Source organism: Embleya scabrispora DSM 41855 (assembly GCF_000372745.1).
Classification (GTDB): Bacteria; Actinomycetota; Actinomycetes; order Streptomycetales; family Streptomycetaceae; genus Embleya; species Embleya scabrispora.
In genome coordinates, this window is sequence record NZ_KB889677.1 from 58,411 (window position 1) to 78,468 (window position 20,058).

The following is a 20,058-nucleotide window of genomic DNA, read 5'->3' on the forward strand; positions in this document are numbered from 1 at the left end:
GGGTGCCCTCATGCGCCGGGCAGGCCGGGTGGCCTCATGCGCCGGCCGGGCCCAGTGGCGCCGAGTGCCCGTGATGGACGTGTGTTGGCTCGGGCTTCGGGTGGGGGTGTGAGGTGGGGTGGGTCAGTTGGTTGGGCCTACTGTGAGTCTTGTGGCGTTGCCGTTGCGGGTGGGGCCTTCCGCGGTGATTCGGGTGCCGGTGGCGGGGACTTTCACTCCGATGTCGGGGGCTGTGGCGGACCAGTATTCGATGGTGTCGGTGAAGGTCGGGACGCCGGGGCGGGAGGGGAAGTTGCCCAGGCGCCCCAGGTTGATCGCGGAGGTTTGTTCGTCCGGGGCGGTCAGCGCGGCGTCGGCGGTCTGGAAGCGGGCGGGCAGGGGTTTGCCGTTCGGGTCCAGGAGCGGGGTCGGGTGGATGTCGACCGGCAGAATCAGGCCCTCGCCCGGATGCCGGGACACGTCGTTGTCGGTGTACGAGGTGTCCCACAGCCAGATCAGCACGCCCTCGCCGTACGGGAAGTGGGTCGCCACCCGTTTGCCGGAGGTGATCTGGTACGGGCCGGCCACGAGCGCGGTGTCGGCGCCGACGTATTGCCGGTTCTCCACGAGGTACCAGCGTTTGCCGCCGCTGCCGCGCCGCGGCGGCAGCGGGATCAGCAGTGCCTGGGGGTCTCCGGTGGACTGGTTCGGGGCGAGCTGGACCACGGTCCTGCGGGTGCGATCCACGACGCGTACGTCCAACCAGCCCAGTTGCAGCTTGTCCCACGCGGACAGCGAGCCCGGCAGCGAGCCCGCGCCGTCCTCGTCGCCCAGATAGCCGCCGAGCGCCATCAGCGACCAGAATCCGGGCGGCCCGTCCGTCGAGTCGTCCCGGTCGTACAGATCCGGCAGGCCCAGGTTGTGCCCGAACTCGTGGGCGATCACGCCCAGTCCGCCGTTCTCCGACTGGATCGTGTAGTCACCGACCCAGATCCCGGAGTCCCCGATCGGCGTGCCGCCCGCGCGGTTCGCCGCCGGCCCGGTGTGACCGGTCCGGTCCGCGTACGCGTACCACCGGTGCGACCACACCGCGCCCCGGCCCTGTTCGCCGCCGCCCTGGGCCTTGTCCACGCCGGCGTGCACGATCTCCACGTTGTCGAGGTAGCCGTCCGGCTCGTCGAAGTCGCCGTCGCCGTCGAAGTCGTCCCGATCCCACCGATCGAACGAGGCCAACTGCTCGCGGACCTGCGCGGGGGTCAGCCCCTGGGCCAATCGGCCGTCGTACCAGACCTTCATCGCGTCCTGGACCAGGTCCCACACGTCCCGGCAGACATTGCGGCCACACCCGTCGTTGCCGTAACGCGCCTCGTTGTACGGCACCCGGACCCAGTCGGTGACCTCGCCGTCGATCGAGTAGCGGCCCGCGGACTGGCCGCGGTAGTACGACGCCAGCGAGGGAGCGGCCGTGCCCGGCCCGAAGAACAGGTCCTGGTAGTGGTCGCGTTCGTAGCTCGGTCGCCACATCGTCGTGGTGTCCCGGGCCCGGTCCGGCGCCGGGATCGCACCGTGCCGAGGACCCGGCCGGCTGCCGTACCGCTGCGCGTTCGGCGCGTCGAGGCGATCGCCGAACTCGACCAGGATCACGAACACCCGCGCCTCGGCGGGCGGACGGGTCTCCGCGGTGCCGACCTTGCCCGCCGGCACGGTGCGCGCGGCGAGTCCGGGTTTCTCGGTGATCGCCCGCACCGCCGCGTCGCGCCGCTGTCTGCGGCGCTCGGTGAACGGATGCGGCAGATCGTCGTCGCGTTCGACGAAGGATTCGGCGTCGGCCGTGTGCTCGGCCGGGGCCTCGGCCGCGCTGCCGGGCGCGGCCGGTGCGGCGGACAGGACGAGCAGCGCACACAACGCGGCGACGACGGCGGGAGTGACGCGCCTGGGTTTCACGTGGACTCTCCGGGTCTCGGGCGGTCCTGGCCCGAAGATCACCGCTTCGGTCGGTCGCGAGAGGGTGCCCGGAGTCGGAACCGATAAATCCCGATCGCAATCGAATGGTTACATCGCGCCGGCCGAGCAGTAGCGTGAGAGCGGGGGGCGTGCACAAAGGGGTGCAGGGGAGGTGGTGCGTCGTGGCAAGAGGAGATTTCTTCCGACTCGGCTACGGCGTATTCGTCACGATCGTCTTGACGGTCTCACTATTGGCGGCCTGGGAGCCGCGCACCGTGGCGGGAGCTGCCGTCGCCATGGGCATCGGGGTCGCGCTGGGCACGACGACGGCAGTGCTCGGCATTCGCGCCCGGCATCACCCGTCCCGGGTCACGACCCGCGGATGACGGTGGTCCGGGCGGCCTTGTCGTGCAGACACTGGTGCCACGGCTGATCCCAGAGTTGCCACAACACGTTGACCAGCCAGAAGAGCGTGCCCAGGCAGGGCACGATCAGGGGCAGCGTGTACACGCCGGCGCGGGTCCATGCGGCCGATGCACCGATGGGCCCGCCGTCGGCCACTCGCACCACCTTGATGTTCAACGCCCGCTTGCCGAGCGTGCGGCCGTACCGGTCGAGTTGGAAGCCGTCGTAGACGAAATACAGCAGCGAGAAGATCAGCCCCGAGCTGAACTGCGCACCGAAGGACACGTCGTCGTAGTCGTTGTCGATGACCGGCCACGAGATCAGGCCCGCGACCACGCCGACGATGATGCTGTCGATGATCCGGGCTAGCAATCGCCGCAACGGACCACCGAGGGTGGGCCCCGCGCCGTAACCGCCGCCCCCGGGGCCGGTGCCGTACGACGGGTCCTGGCCGTAGGGGCCGCCCTGACCGTAGGGGTACTGTCCGGTCGGGTCCTGGCCGTAGGGCGGTTGCCCGGAAGGATCCTGCCCGTACGGCTGCTGCTGCCCGGCCGGTCCCTGGTCGCGCGGTGGCTGCTCGCCGTGCGGCGGTTGGCCGGACGGCGGTTGCCCGTGCGGAGGTTGCTGCCCGAATGGGTCGCGACCCGAGGGGTCGTCACCGTACGGGCCGGGCGGCGGAGGCGGCGCGCTACCTGTCATATGGCCGAGTAAAGCGGACAAAAGCTGGCGTAAGCGTGACGTATCCGATTAACCCGGGTGTGTCGCGTCTGTACGGGTGATGGGTGACGGGGGCGGGGGGACGCGACCGGCGCGCTCAGTCCCGGGCGACGAACGTGCGCGCCGCCTTGTCGTGCAACCCCTGTCGCCACGGCCGGTCGAACAGCCCCCACAGTGCGCCGAACACCCCGACCACGAACACCCCCGGGACATAGAGCACCAACCACCGTCGCAGCGATTGCCACAGCGACGGGGTGTCGTGGCTGTCCAGGTCGGCGACGCGCAGGCCGAACAGGGTCTTGCCGAGTGAGCGGCCCCACTTCCAGGTGGGCAGCGCCTCGTACAGCAGCGCGGCCACCAGCACGGTGCCGAGCACCACGGCGAGCGCGGTGCCGGTGGTGCCGTCGATCAGCCAGACGGTGGTGTCGCGGCCCTCGTAGCGGGCCCGGTCGATCTTGTCGCGGATGTGCTCGACCGCGTCCGGGACGAGCGGGATGCCGACCGCGACACCGGCCGCGAGCGGCACCAGCGCGTCGGCGATCCGGGCGAGCAGCCGCCGACCCAGGTGCGCCGGGCGCCGTTCGTTGCTGCCGAAGATGTCGGCCTGGACCGGTCGCCACGGCCCCGGCTCCTCGCCCGCGCGCTGCGGCGGCACCCCGGTGTCCGACGGTGTCGCGCCGGGCGTCGGACCGGTGGGGGCGGTGGGCCCGGTCGGGCCGGAGCGTGCCGCACCCGGGTCGGCCGGGCCGGCGGGTCCGGGCGTGGTGGTCGGCGGGGCGTACATGCCCGTCGAGGACATGTCGTACAGCCCGCCGGTACGCACGGACAGCACCTCGCCCCGGATCACCCGGCCGCCCTGCTCGATCGCCTCGGGGGCGTCGGACTGTGCGTCCCGGTCCGGTTGTTCGGCGGCGGGCCGGCCGGATTGCTCGGCCGGCCGACTGCTGTCGGGCACCCAGGCACCGCCGTCCCAGTAGCGGATGTGGCCGGTGATCTCCGGATCCGGGTACCAACCCGGTGCGGGTGCAGAGGACATGGGCGGGATTTTGCCGTACGGGAGGGGTGACGGGTACGCCCCGGGTCACATCCGGGCCCGATCGCTCTCGTCGAGCCGGTTCGCCCGGGCTCGGCCCGGATGGCAGCATGGGACCCATGAGTGTCGCTCCCATCGAGGTCGAGAAGCACAAGCCCGACGAGGACGTCCGGGCGGAGACCCCTTGGGTGTGCATCGTCTGGAACGACCCGATCAACTTGATGTCGTACGTGACCTACGTCTTCCAGTCCTACTTCGGCTATCCGAAGAAGAAGGCCGAGAAGCTCATGCACGACGTGCACAACAAGGGTCGGGCCGTGGTTTCGTCGGGGACGCGCGAGGAGATGGAGCGCGACACCACCGCGATGCACGGATTCGGCCTGTGGGCCACCATCCAGCACGACAAGTGACACTCGCGCGGTTCGCCCGCTCGGCCCGCCGACCCCTCCGGTTCCCGCCCCACACTCTCCGGGAGTTGCACAGCCTGTGAACGGCCTCTTCATGCGCGGACGCTCGGGTGGACCCGAGATCGTCCTGGAGGACATGCACGTGCGAGTGCTGGCCGATCTGTGCGGTCAACTGGTGGAGATGGTCTCGCCCGAAGACGAGGCGACCGATCCGCTGGCCGCCGAGCTGGGCCTGACCGGGCTCGGCTCGACCGACGTGCCGGTCACTCCGGACGACCCGGCGCTGGCCCGACTGCTGCCGGACGCCTACGCCGAGGACGCCGAGGCGGCGGCCGAGTTCCGCCGCTACACCGAGACCGACCTGCGGCTGCGCAAGCGGGACAACGCGCGGATCGTGCTCGCCGACCTGGCCGAGTTGGTCGATCTGACCGAACCGGCGGACGCCGAGGAGCTGCGCGCGCAGGGCGGCGAACACCGCGTGGTGCTCGACCCACAGGGCGTGCAAGCCTGGCTGGGCACGCTCAACGACCTGCGTCTGGTGATCGGCACCCGGCTCGAAGTCACCGAGGACATGGAGGCGTTCGAGGCCAAGCTGGCCGACGACGATCCGCGGCGCTGGTTGTTCGCGGTCTTCCACTGGCTGGGCGGGTTGCAGGACTCGTTGCTCGGGGCGCTGTAGGCGTTCGGCGCATCGGGCACGCGGCGCAGCGGCCTGCCCGGGGCCGCACCGCGCCAGATCGCTCGGTGCCGCGCGGTGCGCACCGGTGATCGCGGCTTATCCGCCGAAAGAGGGATACGCCGGACCGATCGGAATCCGGGTTTCCGCTCGTTCTCGTTGGTAATACGGCCTGCGTACCAACGAACGGGAGCGATCATGACGGACACCGAGGCCGAACCGAACACGAGTGCGGCCGAACCGAGTGTCGGCGCGGAAGGGTACGAACGAGGACTCAACAGCCGCCAGATCCAGATGATCGCGATCGGCGGCGCGATCGGCACCGGGCTCTTCCTGGGCGCGGGTGGCGCGATCGAGAAGGCCGGACCGTCGCTGATCGCGGCCTACGCGGTGGCCGGCGTACTGATCTTCTTCGTCATGCGCGCGCTGGGCGAACTGTTGATGTACCGCCCGGTGGCGGGCAGCTTCGCCGAGTACGCCCGGGAATTCTTCGGGCCGTTCGCCGGCTTCGTGACCGGCTGGACGTACTGGGTGATGTGGGTGGTCACCGGGATGGCCGAGATCACCGCGGCGGGCGTCTACGTGCAGTACTGGTGGCCCGCGGTTCCGCAGTGGGTGACCGCGCTGGTGGTGCTGCTCGTGCTGTTCGCCGCCAACCTGATCTCGGTCAAGCTGTTCGGCGAGTTCGAGTTCTGGTTCTCGATGATCAAGGTGACCGCGATCATCGGGATGATCCTGGTCGGCATCGGGGTGCTGATGTTCGGCTTCGGTGAGGCCGGCGACCAGGCGTCCGTCTCGCATCTGTGGTCGGACGGCGGGTTCGCGCCCCATGGCGTCGGCGAGACGTTGATGGTGCTCCAGATCGTGATGTTCGCCTTCCTGGGCGTCGAACTGGTCGGGGTCACCGCCGGCGAGGCGCAGGACCCGGAGAAGGTGCTGCCGCGCGCGATCAACACCATTCCGTTCCGGATCGGGCTGTTCTACATCGGCGCGCTGGTGGTCATCCTCTCGCTCGCGCCGTGGACCGACTTCCACGCCAAGGAGAGCCCGTTCGTGCTGGTCTTCGACCGGGTGGGCATCCCGGCCGCGGCCGCGATCATCAATTTCGTCGTGCTCACCGCCGCGCTGTCCTCGTGCAACTCGGGCCTGTACTCGACCGGCCGGATGTTGCGCACGCTCGCGGTCGAGGGGCAGGCGCCGCCACAGGTGAGCAGGCTCAGCTCGCATCGGGTGCCCGCGATGGCGATCATCGTGTCGGCGATCGTGATGGGCGTCGGCGTACTGATCAACGCGCTGGTGCCGGACAAGGCGTTCATGTACATCACCTCGGTGGCCACCGTGGGCGCGCTGTGGACGTGGGGGATGATCGTCGCCTGCCAGATGCGCTACCGGCGTGCGGTGGACCGGGGTCGGTTGGAAGGGCACGGGTTCCGGATGCCGGGCGCGCCGTACACGGGCTGGGCGGTGCTGGCCTTTCTGGCGATGGTGGTGATCCTGCTCGGGTTCTCCGCGGACACCAGGATCGCGTTGTATGTCGTGCCGATCTGGGTGGTGTTCCTGGTGGCGGCGTACATCCCGGCGCGGCGTGGGAAGCCGATGAAGGTCTGATCGGCGCCCGGGTCGTGGGCGGCGGAGCCGAGGCGTCGCGCGGGCCCCGGAGGCGCTCAGTACGCTCGGGGCATGCTCACCATCACCGCAGCCCTGCGCGATCGGATCGTCGCCCACGCCCGTGCCGACCACCCCGACGAGGCGTGCGGCGTCGTCGCCGGGCCCGAGGGCACCGACCGCCCCGAGCGGTTCATCCCGATGCTCAACGCGGCACGGTCGCCCACGTTCTACGAGTTCGACTCGGCCGACCTGTTCAAGCTCTACCGGGAGATGGACGACCGGGACGAGGAGCCCGTGATCGTCTACCACTCGCACACCGCGACCGAGGCGTACCCGTCGCGCACGGATGTGTCGTACGCGTCCGAGCCCAACGCGCACTACGTGCTGGTGTCGACGCGGGACGAGCAGACGTACGAGTTCCGGTCGTACCGGATCGTCGACGGGGTGATCACCGAGGAGGAGGTCAACGTGGTGGATGCGTATTGATCCGGTCGGTGGCTCCGCGGGGCCGGGTGATTCGGGGTGATGTGACGGAAATGGTGAGTGTTCGCGGGCGTCCGCGTCTCACCTGTCGGTATGGCCTGTTCCGGTATGCGAGATCACATCGGAGCGGAACGAGGGAATGGCTAGCATGACCATATGCGTTATGCGGGCGTGAATACGACGGAAGCGGTGCCGGGCGGTGCCCCGGGCGTGCTTCTCGTCGCGCGCCTGCACGTCGATCTGTGCCGACTCTCCAGCGCCCTCTGTCGCGCTGCGCGCGTGGGCTGATCCCGCTTTCGGATCGGCTCATCAGGCACCCCAGGCAGCAGGCAAGTCCCGCAGCACCGGCGCATGCGAACGATCCCCCGCCCCACGGTCTCCACCGTCTCCGCTGGAGCGTCCGGGGTGCGGCCCGCGTCCGGACTGCGTTCTCTCCGTTCGAGTCACCACCAGAGGAGCGCATCCATGGCCATCGAGGTCCGCATCCCGACCATCCTCCGCACCTACACCGACGGCGCCAAGGCCGTACCCGGCTCCGGCGACACGCTCGCCGACCTGCTGGTCGACCTGGAGGCCCGGCACCCGGGCGTGCGCGCTCGCCTGGTGGAGGAGAACGGCGAACTGCGCCGCTTCGTCAACGTCTACCTCAACGACGAGGACGTGCGCTTCACCGGCGGGCTCACCACCAAGCTGGACGACGGCGACACCGTCACCATTCTTCCGGCGGTCGCCGGCGGCTCGATCTGATGCGCTACGAATCGCTGCTCGACTCGGTGGGCCGCACCCCGTTGGTCGGTCTGCCGAATCTGTCGCCGTCGCCGACCGTGCGGGTGTGGGCCAAGCTCGAGGACCGCAACCCGACCGGTTCGATCAAGGACCGCCCGGCCCTGCACATGATCGAGGCGGCCGAGCGGGACGGGCTGCTCACCCCCGGCTGCACCATCCTGGAGCCGACGTCGGGCAACACCGGCATCGCGCTGGCGATGGCGGCCAAGCTCAAGGGTTACCGGATCGTCTGCGTGATGCCGGAGAACACCTCCCAGGAGCGCCGCGAGCTGCTGCGCATGTGGGGTGCGCGGATCATCGGATCGCCGGCGGCGGGCGGCTCCAACACCGCGGTACGGGTGGCCAAGGAACTCGCGGCCGAGAATCCCGACTGGGTGATGCTGTACCAGTACGGCAACCCGGCCAACCCGGACGCGCACTACGCCACGACCGGCCCCGAGTTGCTCGAGGACCTGCCGACGATCAGCCACTTCGTGGCCGGGCTGGGCACCACCGGCACGCTGATGGGCGTCGGCCGCTACCTGCGGGAGAAGGTTCCGGGCGTGACCATCGTCGCGGCCGAACCGCGTTACGACGACGTCGTGTACGGCCTGCGCAACCTGGACGAGGGCTTCGTGCCGGAGCTGTACGACGGCGACGTGCTGACCACGCGCTACTCGGTGGGCTCCGCCGACGCGGTGCGTCGTACCCGGGAACTGCTGGAGAAGGAAGGCATCTTCGCGGGCATCTCGACCGGCGCGGTGCTGCACGCGGCTCTGGGGATCGCCCGCAAGGCGGTCAAGGCGGGCGAGTCCGCGGACATCGCGTTCGTGATCGCGGACGCGGGTTGGAAGTATCTGTCCACCGGGATCTACACGGCCGAGACCACCGAGGCGGCGGTCGAGGGCCTGCAGGGTCAGTTGTGGGCCTGAGTCTCGCGTGGGGCGCCGGCCTGCGGGCCTGAGCTTCGAGCGGGTTCCCTCCCGCCGCCCCGAGCGCCCGTCGCCCCCGAGTGCCGATTCGTCCCGGCGCCGGGGGCGATCGATTTTCGGGGCCGGCGATACCGTGCGCTCGCGATGCGGCGGACCGTCAGCCGGTGGTGTCCTCGGTCGGGGCGTGCAGCAGGGCGCGGGCCAGGGAGCGCAGGGCGGCGGCCAGGCGTTCCGCCTCGCCCTGTTCGAGCAGGAGCAGGATCGACCGACTCTGTAGGCCGGCCAGCAGGATGTGCGCCTGGAGTTCGGCGTCCAGATCCGGGCGCTCGGCGGTGAGCAGGTCGGCGATATGCCCGTGCCAGAAGCCGTAGACGGGGTGCGCGGTGCGCGGGTCCTCATCCGACTTCGCGGTGGTCGTGTCGGCGTGGCCGAGCGCGGCCAGCAGGCCCTTGTTGCGGGCGATCACGTCGACGATGGCGTCCAGGAAGGCAAGCAGCCGCTCGGCGGCCGGGGCGCCCGGACCCAGCGGGGGCGGCCCGACGGAGACGGCCTCGGTCAGGGCGAGCGCGCGCTCCGCCATCAGCGCGTGCATCAGGCCCATGCGGCTGCCGAAGCGGTGGAACACCGTGCCCTTGCCGACGCCCGCCGCTGCGGCGACCTGCTCCATCGAGATCTGCTCGGGCCGGTACCGGGCCAGCAGTTCCTCGGTGGCCAACAGGATCGCGCGCCGATTGCGGGCCGCGTCGGCGCGTTCGGGGCGGTCTTGCGTCATCGCGTTCCTCGTCGAGTCGATGGACAACTGGACCAGCGGTCCAGTACGTTCGAAATAACTTGACTAATGGTCCAGTTCGGTCGGGTCGGGATTCCCCCATGCTCCCAGTTGCCCAGGAGGATCGGATGCGGCGAGTCCGCTATCACCAGTACGGCGACCCGGATGTACTGACCGTCGAGGAGGTCGACCGCCCCGAACCCGGGCCGGGGCAGGTGCTCGTTCGCACCGAGGCGATCGGCGCCAACTTCGTGGACACCAGGTTCCGGCGCGGGCCGGCGGCCGGGCCACTGTTCCGGCGGCCGTTGCCGGGAGTGCTCACGGGTGATGTGGTGGGCGTGATCGAGGCCGTCGGTCCGGATGTGACGCGGTGGCGGATCGGTCGGCGGGTCGCGGGACTGGCGGAGGACGCGTTCGCCGACTTCGTCGTCGCGGACGCCGAGTGGCTCGTCGAGGTGCCCGACGGGCTGGACGCCGGCGCTGCGGGCGCGTTGCCGATGGCCGCACCGGTGGCGCTACGGGCTCTGCGCACCGGTCGACTCGCGCCCGGGGAAACGGTGTTGATCCATGCCGCGGCGGGCGGTATCGGCCATCTCGCGATGCAACTCGCCAAGTTGCTCGGCGCCGGTACGGTCATCGCCACGGTCGGGTCGGCGGACAAGTTCGCCTTCGCCAAGGAGTACGGCGCCGACTTCGCGTTCGACTACACCGACCCCGACTGGCCGGCGCGGGTGCGCGAGGTGGCGCCGCAGGGGGTGGACGTCGTGCTCGACTCGGTGGGTGGCGAGATCCTGCGGCAGAGCTTCGATCTGTTGGCTCCGTCGGGTCGGATCGCGGTGTACGGCGCGGCGAGTGGCGAGATGGCCGCGATTCCCGTCACGGACCTGTTCGCGTTGCGGTCGGTGGCCGGGTTCTCGCTGCTCGCCTGGCGGGCGGCGAGTCCGCCGGAGGCGCGTCGGGACCTGGCCGAGTCGGCCGACCACCTGGGTTCGGGCCGGTTGCGCGTTGCGGTCCACGCGCGGCTGCCGCTCACCGAGGCGGCGGAGGCGCACCGGGTGCTGGAGGCACGGGAGCAGTCGGGGCGGGTGGTGATGGTGCCGTAGGCGGGGGCGGGGTGGGTGCCGTCCGGGGCGGTGAACGAGTCGTCGACCGGTGATCGACGAGCCTGCGAGGAGAGCGGCGGAGCCGCCGCCTCGCGCGGAGCGCGGTTCTGTATGACGTCGGTCACCCCCATGCCCGTTGTGCACCGGGACGTACCCCTCCACTGCGTACTCTCGGGGAGTGGCATTCGCATCCAACGACGCGCCGGTCGGAACCCTCGACTCCGGCTTTGCCGGCCAGACCGTGGCCAGGGCCGTGCTCGACCGGCTTTCGAACGAGCCGATCCGCTGTCTCGGCGACACCGCGCGGCAGCCCTACGGGCCGAGGCCGAGCGCGGAGGTGCGCCGGGACGCGCGCGAGCGGTACGCCGTCCCGGTGATCGACGTGATCACGCCGGCCACCCTGCGGGCCGCGCCCGACCACCGATTCCTCACCACGGGCGATCCCGCCCGGTTCCGCGACGTGGGTCGCCGGTTCCTCGGCCCCGAACTCGCGCACGTCGACGCGCTCGGAGCCCTCACGTGAAACTCACCGTCGTCGGCTGCTCCGGCAGCTTCCCCGGGCCGGACGGCCCCTGCTCGTGTTACCTCCTGGAAGCCGACGGGGTCCGGATCCTGATCGACCTCGGCAACGGCGCGCTCGGCGCCCTGCAACGGCACACCACGCTCGCCTCGGTGGACGCGGTGCTGCTCAGCCACCTGCACGCCGACCACTGCCTCGACCTCGCCTGCTACTTCGTGGCCCGCAAGTACTGCCCGGCCGGCGAACTGCCTCGGCTGCCGGTGTACGGACCGGCCGACACGCACGAGCGGATCGCGCGCGCGTACGACGTCGAAGGCGCGATCGACAACGGGCGGATGGCCGACGTGTTCGACTTCCGCACGGTGGTCACCGGCACGTTCGAGGTCGGCCCGTTCCGGATCACCGCGGACCGCATGCCGCACCCCGTCGAGTCGTACGCCTACCGGATCGAGGTCGGCGGCCGATCGCTCGTGTACTCCGGCGACACCGGTGTCAGTGATGACCTGGTGCGGATCTCACGCGGCGCCGACCTGCTGCTGTGCGAGGCGTCCTTCGAGTACGGCCGGGAGGATCTGCCACACGTGCACCTGAACGGCCGGCAGGCCGGCGAGCATGCCGAACGGGCAGGAGTGGGAAGGCTGTTGCTCACCCACATCCCGCCGTGGACGAGTCGCGGGCGCAATCTGGAGGACGCCCGCAAGACCTTCTCCGGCGCCGTCGAGCTGGCCCTGCCGGACGCCTCGCACACGGTCTGAGGCGCGCCGGGCGGCCGGTCCGAAACCGTGCGTGGCACCGCTTAGGCTGGGTCCATGTCACGAGTAGACGGCCGTACCCCCGACCAGCTCCGCCCGGTCACGTTCCAGCGCAAGTGGCTCGACCACGCCGAGGGCTCGGTCCTCGTCGAGTTCGGCCGTACGCGCGTCCTGGTCGCCGCGAGCGTCACCGAAGGTGTGCCGCGCTGGCGCAAGGGCAGTGGAGAGGGCTGGGTCACCGCCGAGTACTCGATGTTGCCGCGCGCCACCCACACGCGCGGCGACCGCGAGTCGGTCAAGGGCCGGATCGGCGGGCGTACGCACGAGATCTCGCGGCTGATCGGTCGTTCGCTGCGTGCGGTGATCGACACCAAGGCGCTCGGCGAGACCACGATCCACCTCGACTGCGACGTGCTCCAGGCCGACGGCGGCACCCGGACCGCGGCGATCACCGGCGCCTATGTCGCGCTCGCCGACGCGGTGACCTGGGCGCGTGAGCGCAAGCTCACCCGCAAGGGCGCCAATCCGCTGATCGGCTCGGTGGCGGCGGTCAGCGTCGGCATCATCGACGGCGTGCCGATGCTCGACCTCCCCTACGAGGAGGACGTTCGTGCCGAGACCGACATGAACATCGTGTGCACCGGCGACGGGCGCTTCGTCGAGGTGCAGGGCACCGCGGAGAAGGAGCCGTTCGACCGCGCGCTGCTGAACGGTCTGCTCGACCTGGGCGCGCGGGGCTGCGAGGAACTGACGATGCTTCAGCAGCTCGCCCTGGAGTCCTGAGCGCCCCACCGCCGAGCGGGTGACGAAGTCGCCGAGGCGTCGGGAGCGGCCCCGGTGGGTGCTTTCCCCGCATACCACCGCAAACGGTGGTCACGTGCCGGTTGCGAGTGTCACGTACACGCAACCGGCACGTGCCGGGTATGCCACCGTCGGCCCGTCGCGGGGCCGGACACCAGTACGGTCGTGGCACCTGGTCATCCCGATCAGCGGCAGCCACGACCGGGCCGATCGGCCCGTCCCTGACGAGGAGCTCCATGTTCCGCGCCACGTACCGTTCCCGCCGGGTCCTGCGCACCACGATCGCGGCCACCGTCATGGCGGGCGCGTTGTTCGCCACCGCCGCGTGCGAGCAGGCGCAGCAGGCCATCTCGTGTGCCGAACTGGCCACCAACCTCACCAACGACATCGCCACGCTGAGCAATGTGCTGAACGACCCGGCCGCGGCTCGCAAGGCGCTCGACAACCTGCAGAAGACCTTGGACGACAAGACCAAGGACCTGGACTCGAACGACGCCAAGAACGCCGCGAACGGCCTCGGCGACGTGATCACCCAGCTCAGCACCAAGGCCGCCAACGGCGGAAGCCTGAGTGCCGGCGACGTGCAACCGCTGATCAACGGCGCGAAGAACCTGGCCGCGATCTGTGTGAAGTAGCAGGTCCGCGAGGCGGTCCGGATCCGATCCGTGGCCGCCGCAACCCTCGTGCCGCACGGCGACACTAGGCTTGCCGCATGAGCCGCCTCGTACTCGCCACACGCAACGCCAACAAGGTCCTCGAGCTCCGGCAGATCCTCCTGGACGCCGGGCTGGACGTGGAACTCGTCGGCATGGACGCGTATCCGGATGTCCCCGACGTGCCCGAGACCGGCCTCACCTTCGCGGCCAACGCCCTGCTCAAGGCGCACGCCATCGCGCGGGCCACGGGACTTGCGGCGATCGCCGACGACTCCGGCCTGTGCGTGGCCGCGCTCAACGGGATGCCCGGCATCTTCTCCGCGCGCTGGGCCGGCACGCACGGCGACGACGCGGCCAACCTGCGGCTGCTGCTCGCGCAGTTGTCCGACATCGGCGACGAGCACCGCGCCGCGTGGTTCGCCTGCGCGGCGGCGCTCGCCCTGCCGGACGGCACCGAGCGGGTGGTCGAGGGCCGGTTCGAGGGCACCTTGACCCGCGAACCGCGCGGCACCGGTGGCTTCGGCTACGACCCGATCCTCCAGGTCGCCGACGACACCCGCACCGCCGCCGAGCTGAGCGCCGCCGAGAAGAACGCGATCAGCCACCGGGGCAAGGCATTTCGCGCCCTCGCGCCGATCGTTTCCGAACTGATCGGCTGACACCCCCACCCGCTTGGAAGCGACCGCTCGGCCGCGGGCCGCCCGTACTCACCGGCGGTCCGGCCGGCGCGCCGCGCCGATACCCATCGCCACCGCGAGGAGTACGGCCGCCAGCGTCGCGACCGCGAGCCACGGCGGTCCGGCCGGTTCGCCGTGTCGGCGGATCGCGCCCATGAAGTCCAGGCCGGTGATGTTGTTCAGGATGCCCCACCACAACGGCAGGTAGAGCGCCTGGAAGAGCCGGTGCGTGCGACTCGCCAACCCGATGCACAGCGCGAAGGACGGGATCAGCAGCGCACCGGCGGCCCACGCGGCCAGGCCCGGGGTGTCACCCGCGACCACCATGCGGATGGCCGGGGCGAGTCCGACCAGCGCGGTCAGCAGCAGTCCGGCCGTCCACTCGGCGAACAGCCGTCGACGGGGCGTCGGATAGGCGCCGAGCAGGCCGGCCATGTCGTGTTCGACGCGCTGGGTGCCCAGCCGCGACCACACCATGAGCGGCCAGATCCACAGGGCGGGCAGCACCGCCGAGGTCACCACGTCCCCGGTCGCGGCCAGGCCGAGCGCGGACAGCAGCGCGGTCACCGCCCACCAGCGGCGGGACACGCCCTGGACCAGGACGCGCAGTTCGCCGGCGAGCAGGCGCGGCAAGGTGAAGCCGACGCGGGCCGGGGTGTGCGGCAGGACGGGGGGCGTGCTCGGCGGGTACGCCCGGGCCGCCGCGGCCGGCGGCTCGTTTTGAGCGGCGCCGCGGGTGCCGCCCCGGGCCGGGTCGAAACGGGCGAACCACAGCGCGGGCAGGATCGCGACGGCGACGGCCAGGAGCATCAGGGCCGTCCGCTGAAGCAGGAAGATGCCGCTCGGGGTGAAGCCGGTCCAGTCGAAGGTCCGCAGCGGCTCGTCCCGCCAGGTCAGCCCGAGACTGAACTCCTGGCCGGCCAAGTCGCCGTGTTGCGAGACGAGTTCATCGCGCATCGAGGCGACCGCCGCATGTACGCCCAGGCCGCCCAGAGGCGCGGACCCGGACTGTCCGCCGAGCGCGACGGTGAGCGAGACGAAGAACCACACCACGTTGCCCAGGGCGCCGCGCAGCCGGGGAATGGTCTCGAACAGCAGCGCCGCCGCGGCGGTCACCACCACCAGGGGCAGCGTGATGGTGACGAACGGCAGGAGCAGCGCGACCGGTTCGATCCGCCGGTCCTCGCCACGCAGCAACTGCATACCGGCGGCGGTCAGTGCCAGCACGCCCACCATGGAGGCGAGCACCAGCACGTTGCCGAGGAGCTTGGCCGCGAGGTAGGCCCACGTGCGCAACGGCGTCGCGGCCAGCAACCGGCCGACCCGGGTGCGCTCGTCCCGGCCGATCGCGTCGCGCACCACGTGGAAACCGCCCAGCGTCAGCCACAGCGCACCCGCCAGCGCGGTGGCCGTGCCCACGTAGGCGCTGTCGTACCGGCCCCGGTAGTCGCCGACGTTCATGATCGTCCAGTGCGCGTCCGGGCCGGGGATGGCCACGTAGGCCAGCGCCACCGCCGCGGCGAGGGTGACCAGGTACGCCGGGCGGCGGACGCGCTCGCGGAAGTCGGCGCCGGCCAGGCGCACCACGATGCCCGCGGTCACGGCCGCACCGCCGCGTCGGCGTTGGCGACCAGGCCGGAGACGATCGCGAGATAGGCGTCCTCCAGGTCGGGCACGACCGGTACGGCGGTCCCGGCCGGTTGGTGCGGCGCGAGCACGCGCAGTCGTACGCCGGCCGTGGTGCGCACCATCCGGCTCACCACCCAGCGTCCTCGGGCGGCCGACACCTCGGCCTGAGGCACCGTCATCTCCCAGACCACGTTTGCCACTTCGTGCAGCAACTGCTCCGGGCTCGCGCGGCGCAGCAGGCTGCCGCGGGCGAGCACCGCGATGTCGGAGGCGACCGACTCGACGTCCGAGACGATGTGCGTGGACAACAACACCACACGATCCACCGCGAGTTCGGCCAACAGGTGACGGAAGCGGACCCGCTCCTCGGGATCCAGACCGGCGGTCGGCTCGTCCACGACCAGCACGCGCGGGTCGGCGAGCAGCGCCTGTGCGATGCCCACCCGGCGCAACATGCCACCGGAGAACTTGCCCAGCGGGCGCTTGCCGACGTCGGCGAGGTTGACCGCTTCGAGCAGTTCCTCGATTCGGGCCTTGGCGGAGCGCGCGGTCAGACCCTTGGCGGCGGCGAGGTAGGCGAGGAACTCCCGGGCGCCGAGGTTCGGGTAGACCCCGAAGTCCTGCGGGAGGTAGCCCAGCGAGCGGCGCAGCGCGTCCGGGTCGGCGAGTACGTCGACGCCACCGAAGCGGATGTGTCCGGAGGTCGGGCGGGTGACGGTGGCGATGATCCGCATCAGCGAGGATTTGCCCGCGCCGTTGGGGCCCAACAGCCCGAGCAGGCCCGGTTCCAGGCACAGCGTGACGCCGTCGACGGCGCGTTTGCCGCCGGGGTAGTCCTTGGTGACGTCGATCAGTTCGAGCATGTCGGTCTGCCCTTCGCGATGGCGCGCGGGTCGCGCCGCGCCGCGAGGTGGTCCGCGGCACCGGGCCAGCCTGCGCGTTCGCGCGGGCGCGGACATCTGCCGTTCGGGAGATATCCGGTGGGTCCGTGCCGCCCGGGGGCCTCGGTGCTCGGGCGATCAGCCGGGGTACCTCGGTGCTCGGGTAAGCCGCCGGGACGGGCCCGCCGGGTCGTGCGGTTCCTCGGGCGCGGGCCGTCGGGTCGGGTGCCCGGGAGTGCGGGCCGGTCGGTGCTGTCGCGTGGTGGGCAGGAGGCCGACCACGCGCCAGCCGCCCTGGTGCGGTCCGGCCGTGAGGCTGCCGCCCAGTGCTTCGAGGCGCGCTCCGAGTGCGGCCAACCCGGTGCCGCCGCCGTCCCGTTCGGCCGGCGCGGGACGGGAGGCGCCGCCGAGGTCGGTCACCGATACCTCGATCCCTCGGGTGCGAGCCGGGCCGACCGCGACTGTGACGCCGGCCGTGTCCGGGGCGTGTCGGCGGACGTTGGTGAGGGCCTCCAGGACCACGAAGTAGGCCGCCTCGTCCAGCGGGCCGGGCAGCGCGCCGGCCAGGTCCGGAGCCAGGTCGAGTTCGGCGCGTACCCGGCCCGAGCCGGCGAAGCGCTCGACCAGGACCGGTAGATCGGCCATCCCGTACACCCGGGTCGGCGGCTCGGGCAGCTCCGCCGCGTCGTCCTCGCCGGCGCTCTCGCGCAGGGTCCGTACCGTGCGATCCATCGACTCCAGCGCACGCAGTCCGGCCTGCTCGATCCGGGCGAGCAGGGCGCGGGTGTGCTCGGCATCCGCCCCGGTCGGCTCGTCGAGCTGTCCCGCCTGGGCCTCCAGGACGATCCCGGTCACCTCGTGGGCGACGAAGTCGTGCAGGTCACGGGCCACCTCCAGGCGCTGGAGTCGACGGGCCAGGGCGACCGCGCGGGTGCGGCGGTCGTCCAGCGAGCGCAGGTACAGGCCCACGCCCGCGGTGGCCGCGGCCGGCAGCAAAGCGACCGCGCACATCGCGACCGACGCCTCCCAGGTCACCGCGGGGGCGCGCAGCGTGAAGCGCAGCGGGAGCGCCGCGATGGCCAGGCCGAGCGCCGAGCCGAGCCACACGGCGGCGCGCCCCGGCAGCCGGCGGACCACCCGCTCGACCGTCAACCACAGGCCGACGAACTCGAACGGCATCCAGAAGCCCGCGAGTTGGTGTGGCCCGGGATAGCAGATGTCGATCAGCAGCGAGGTTGCCACCGCCGCCCACGCGGCGCCCGTCAGGGACACCCGCCCGATCGGCCACCGGGGCAGCGCGCCGCCGACGGCGAGGGCGGCCGGGAGCGCGGCGAGGACGCCGACGGGTGCGGCGAGCGGAAGCGGCAGCAGTACCAGGGACACGGCTGCGACGGTCCAGCCGATCCGGCGCCGTTGCCCGGGCGGAGCGGTGGTCATCGTGATCCGGTCGGTGCGTAGCCCATCTCCCAGGCGTGCACCGCGATGCCGACCCGGTTGCGGACGCCGAGCTTGCGCCCGATGGCGGCCACGTGGGTCTTGACCGTGCCGGGCGAGATGAACAGATCGCTCGCGATGTCGGCGTTGGTCTTGCCCTCGGCGACATGGCCGGCGATCTCCACCTCGCGCTCGGTCAGCGCCTCGATCGGCGCGGGACGCGTCGGCGCCGGCTTGGGTCGGGTGACGTGCTTGAGCAGGCGGACCGTGATCGAGGGGCTGATCAGACTGTCACCGGCCACCGCCGCGCGAATCGCCTCCACCAGCAGGGCCGGGCCCGAGCGTTTGAGCAGGAAGCCCGACGCGCCGTTGCGCAGTGCCGGGTAGACGTACTCGTCCAGGTCGAACGTGGTCACCACGACCACCTTGACCGGCACCTCGGCGGTCGGTCCGGCCAGAAGCCGGGTCAGTTCGAGCCCGTCCATCCGAGGCATCCGGATGTCCACGAGCGCCACATCCGGCCGCAGCCGCCGTGCCGCCTCCAGCGCGGCCACCCCGTCGGCGGCCTCGCCGACCACCTCGATGCCCGCCTGCCGCTCCAGAATGCGCCGCATCCCTCGCCGCACCATCTCCTGATCGTCCGCCAGCAACACCGAGATCGTCACAACTCCCGATTCTGCCGGCGGCGGTTCCTGCCGGGAATCGGCAATGTTGGTAGCGTTTCGGCGCCGGGTTCGGCGACGTGGCAGGGCTTCGGGGGGACCGGGAGTGGAGAGCGACGACGAGATACCCGTCGAATTCGTGGCCGGGTGGGCCGAGGTGCTCGGGGAGGTCTCCGGGACCGGGCGGCTGTTGCGGCGGGCCGAGTTGCACGCGCTGGCGGAGTCGGGTGAGCGGGCGGCGGAGGCCGGGCACGATTGGCGTCCCCTGGTCGGGTTGTACGTGCGCGAGACGCGCCGCGCGTGGGGCACGTTGCCGGGCATCGGGCGCGCGGCGAGTGTGAGCGACGCGGCCCGGGGCGGGGACGCGGTGCTGGCCGCGCTGGATGCGGCGATCGCCGCTCTCGGTGCCGGGTACGAGCACGCGCGGCGGCTCGCGGTTCGCCGGGAGGAGGCCGCACGGCGCGAGTTCGTCGACGACCTGCTCTACGGCCGAAGCGACCCGGGACGGTTGGCCGAGCGCGCCGAGCGGTTCGGGCTGCGCCTGGCCCGGGCGCACGCGGTCGCGGTGGCCGTGGGCGCGAGCGACTACGACGAGGTGCATCCGCTGGTCCGCCGGGTCGAGCGCGAGTTGATCGGTCGGTTCGGCGAGCGCGACGTGTTGCTGACCACCAAGGACGGCCGGCTCGTGTGCATCGCGGCGGACAACGAGCAGTCGGTGCTCACCGCGTTCGCCCGGTACGCGACCCGGACCGACGCCGGCCGCGAGGTCGCGCGTCGGGTCGCGCTGGGCCGACCGCACGCCGGCGCGAGTGGCGTGGTGTTGTCCTACGAGGAGGCGCTGGGCGCGCTCGACCTGGCCGTGCGGCTGGATCTGCCGGCCGGCGTGCTGGACGCCGGCGACCTGCTGGTCTTCCCGGTGCTGATGCGCGACCGGGCGGCGATGGCCGATCTGGTCCGCAGCGCGCTGGGTCCGCTGACGCACGCGCGCGGCGGCGCGGGCCCGCTCCTGGAGACGATCACCGCGTGTGCGGCGGCCGGTTACGTCAATGCCGAGGCCGCCCGCCGGTTGCGGATCAGTGTGCGCACGCTGTCCTACCGGCTGGAGCGGATTCGCACGCTGACCGGATACGACCCCGGCGACGCGCTCCAGCGGTACACCCTGGAGACCGCCGCCCTGGGCGCCCGGCTCCTGGGCTGGCCGGATACCCCGCTTTGATCGTGCCTC

The 20,058-nt window shown here is 71.5% G+C and carries 23 protein-coding genes; 15 read left to right on the forward strand and 8 right to left on the reverse strand.

Annotated elements, in window-relative coordinates:
* Positions 1 to 123: 123 nt before the first annotated feature.
* Complete coding sequence (locus tag A3IC_RS0127860; RefSeq protein ID WP_020553357.1) at positions 124 to 1,923, reverse strand: immune inhibitor A domain-containing protein; 1,800 nt, start codon at positions 1,921 to 1,923, stop codon at positions 124 to 126.
* 182 nt (positions 1,924 to 2,105) lie between these two features.
* On the opposite strand from A3IC_RS0127860, the gene A3IC_RS0127865 reads away from it, so the two are divergent.
* Positions 2,106 to 2,309, forward strand: coding sequence for a hypothetical protein (locus tag A3IC_RS0127865; RefSeq protein WP_158696122.1), 204 nt, complete (start codon positions 2,106 to 2,108; stop codon positions 2,307 to 2,309).
* On the opposite strand, the gene A3IC_RS0127870 is transcribed toward A3IC_RS0127865, so the two are convergent.
* Positions 2,293 to 3,027: an RDD family protein gene (locus A3IC_RS0127870; protein ID WP_020553359.1), complete on the reverse strand. Its 735-nt coding sequence runs from the start codon at positions 3,025 to 3,027 to the stop codon at positions 2,293 to 2,295. The genes A3IC_RS0127865 and A3IC_RS0127870 overlap by 17 nt on opposite strands.
* Positions 3,028 to 3,142: 115 nt before the next feature.
* On the reverse strand, positions 3,143 to 4,081 hold the full coding sequence (locus tag A3IC_RS0127875; RefSeq protein ID WP_020553360.1) for an RDD family protein: 939 nt from the start codon (positions 4,079 to 4,081) through the stop codon (positions 3,143 to 3,145).
* Positions 4,082 to 4,197: 116 nt separating this feature from the next.
* On the opposite strand from A3IC_RS0127875, the gene clpS reads away from it, so the two are divergent.
* The 7 genes from clpS to A3IC_RS0127905 all read left to right on the forward strand — a co-directional run bounded on the left by clpS (position 4,198) and on the right by A3IC_RS0127905 (position 8,949).
* Positions 4,198 to 4,488, forward strand: a complete 291-nt coding sequence (gene clpS, locus A3IC_RS0127880) for an ATP-dependent Clp protease adapter ClpS (RefSeq protein WP_020553361.1) — start codon at positions 4,198 to 4,200, stop codon at positions 4,486 to 4,488.
* Positions 4,489 to 4,564: 76 nt separating this feature from the next.
* Positions 4,565 to 5,164, forward strand: a complete 600-nt coding sequence (locus A3IC_RS0127885; RefSeq protein WP_020553362.1) for a DUF2017 domain-containing protein — start codon at positions 4,565 to 4,567, stop codon at positions 5,162 to 5,164.
* Positions 5,165 to 5,359: 195 nt separating this feature from the next.
* A complete protein-coding gene (locus A3IC_RS0127890; protein WP_020553363.1) occupies positions 5,360 to 6,769 on the forward strand; it encodes an amino acid permease in 1,410 nt (469 codons plus the stop codon).
* A gap of 72 nt (positions 6,770 to 6,841) precedes the next feature.
* Positions 6,842 to 7,255 (forward strand): M67 family metallopeptidase, encoded by a 414-nt coding sequence (locus A3IC_RS0127895; protein WP_020553364.1) that lies wholly within the window; start codon positions 6,842 to 6,844, stop codon positions 7,253 to 7,255.
* Between the two features lie 186 nt (positions 7,256 to 7,441).
* Positions 7,442 to 7,540, forward strand: a complete 99-nt coding sequence (locus A3IC_RS73095; protein ID WP_321184084.1) for a putative leader peptide — start codon at positions 7,442 to 7,444, stop codon at positions 7,538 to 7,540.
* 177 nt (positions 7,541 to 7,717) lie between these two features.
* Positions 7,718 to 7,999 carry a ubiquitin-like small modifier protein 1 gene (locus tag A3IC_RS0127900; RefSeq protein WP_020553365.1) on the forward strand — a complete coding sequence of 94 codons (282 nt, stop codon included), beginning with the start codon at positions 7,718 to 7,720 and terminating at the stop codon, positions 7,997 to 7,999.
* The gene (locus A3IC_RS0127905; protein WP_020553366.1) at positions 7,999 to 8,949 is read left to right on the forward strand and encodes a PLP-dependent cysteine synthase family protein; all 951 of its coding nucleotides are present in this window, start codon (positions 7,999 to 8,001) and stop codon (positions 8,947 to 8,949) included. Before A3IC_RS0127900 ends, A3IC_RS0127905 begins: the two co-directional genes overlap by 1 nt.
* Positions 8,950 to 9,106: 157 nt before the next feature.
* Here A3IC_RS0127905 and A3IC_RS0127910 read toward each other — a convergent pair whose 3' ends face one another.
* Entirely contained in the window at positions 9,107 to 9,721 is a 615-nt protein-coding gene (locus A3IC_RS0127910) for a TetR/AcrR family transcriptional regulator (RefSeq protein WP_020553367.1), read from the reverse strand.
* 125 nt (positions 9,722 to 9,846) lie between these two features.
* Here A3IC_RS0127910 and A3IC_RS0127915 point away from each other — a divergent pair, with 125 nt between their 5' ends.
* The 6 genes from A3IC_RS0127915 to rdgB all read left to right on the forward strand — a co-directional run bounded on the left by A3IC_RS0127915 (position 9,847) and on the right by rdgB (position 14,209).
* A complete protein-coding gene (locus A3IC_RS0127915) occupies positions 9,847 to 10,821 on the forward strand; it encodes a quinone oxidoreductase family protein (RefSeq protein WP_026218826.1) in 975 nt (324 codons plus the stop codon).
* A gap of 178 nt (positions 10,822 to 10,999) precedes the next feature.
* A complete protein-coding gene (locus A3IC_RS56890) occupies positions 11,000 to 11,344 on the forward strand; it encodes an aspartate/glutamate racemase family protein (RefSeq protein ID WP_020553369.1) in 345 nt (114 codons plus the stop codon).
* Positions 11,341 to 12,096, forward strand: a complete 756-nt coding sequence (locus A3IC_RS0127925) for an MBL fold metallo-hydrolase (protein WP_020553370.1) — start codon at positions 11,341 to 11,343, stop codon at positions 12,094 to 12,096. Before A3IC_RS56890 ends, A3IC_RS0127925 begins: the two co-directional genes overlap by 4 nt.
* Positions 12,097 to 12,150: 54 nt before the next feature.
* Complete coding sequence (gene rph / locus A3IC_RS0127930) at positions 12,151 to 12,876, forward strand: ribonuclease PH (RefSeq protein WP_020553371.1); 726 nt, start codon at positions 12,151 to 12,153, stop codon at positions 12,874 to 12,876.
* Positions 12,877 to 13,130: 254 nt separating this feature from the next.
* The gene (locus A3IC_RS0127935) at positions 13,131 to 13,529 is read left to right on the forward strand and encodes a hypothetical protein (protein ID WP_020553372.1); all 399 of its coding nucleotides are present in this window, start codon (positions 13,131 to 13,133) and stop codon (positions 13,527 to 13,529) included.
* Positions 13,530 to 13,606: 77 nt separating this feature from the next.
* The gene (rdgB, locus tag A3IC_RS0127940) at positions 13,607 to 14,209 is read left to right on the forward strand and encodes an RdgB/HAM1 family non-canonical purine NTP pyrophosphatase (RefSeq protein ID WP_020553373.1); all 603 of its coding nucleotides are present in this window, start codon (positions 13,607 to 13,609) and stop codon (positions 14,207 to 14,209) included.
* A gap of 48 nt (positions 14,210 to 14,257) precedes the next feature.
* Here the strand turns inward: rdgB and A3IC_RS0127945 are convergent, their stop codons facing one another.
* The 4 genes from A3IC_RS0127945 to A3IC_RS0127960 all read right to left on the reverse strand — a co-directional run bounded on the left by A3IC_RS0127945 (position 14,258) and on the right by A3IC_RS0127960 (position 18,836).
* Positions 14,258 to 15,829, reverse strand: coding sequence for an ABC transporter permease (locus tag A3IC_RS0127945; RefSeq protein WP_020553374.1), 1,572 nt, complete (start codon positions 15,827 to 15,829; stop codon positions 14,258 to 14,260).
* Entirely contained in the window at positions 15,826 to 16,719 is an 894-nt protein-coding gene (locus A3IC_RS0127950) for an ATP-binding cassette domain-containing protein (RefSeq protein WP_020553375.1), read from the reverse strand. Before A3IC_RS0127950 ends, A3IC_RS0127945 begins: the two co-directional genes overlap by 4 nt.
* A gap of 156 nt (positions 16,720 to 16,875) precedes the next feature.
* Positions 16,876 to 18,174: a sensor histidine kinase gene (locus tag A3IC_RS56895; protein ID WP_020553376.1), complete on the reverse strand. Its 1,299-nt coding sequence runs from the start codon at positions 18,172 to 18,174 to the stop codon at positions 16,876 to 16,878.
* Positions 18,171 to 18,836 carry a response regulator gene (locus A3IC_RS0127960; RefSeq protein ID WP_020553377.1) on the reverse strand — a complete coding sequence of 222 codons (666 nt, stop codon included), beginning with the start codon at positions 18,834 to 18,836 and terminating at the stop codon, positions 18,171 to 18,173. Before A3IC_RS0127960 ends, A3IC_RS56895 begins: the two co-directional genes overlap by 4 nt.
* Positions 18,837 to 18,939: 103 nt before the next feature.
* On the opposite strand from A3IC_RS0127960, the gene A3IC_RS0127965 reads away from it, so the two are divergent.
* Positions 18,940 to 20,049, forward strand: coding sequence for a PucR family transcriptional regulator (locus tag A3IC_RS0127965; protein ID WP_020553378.1), 1,110 nt, complete (start codon positions 18,940 to 18,942; stop codon positions 20,047 to 20,049).
* Positions 20,050 to 20,058 lie beyond the last annotated feature (9 nt).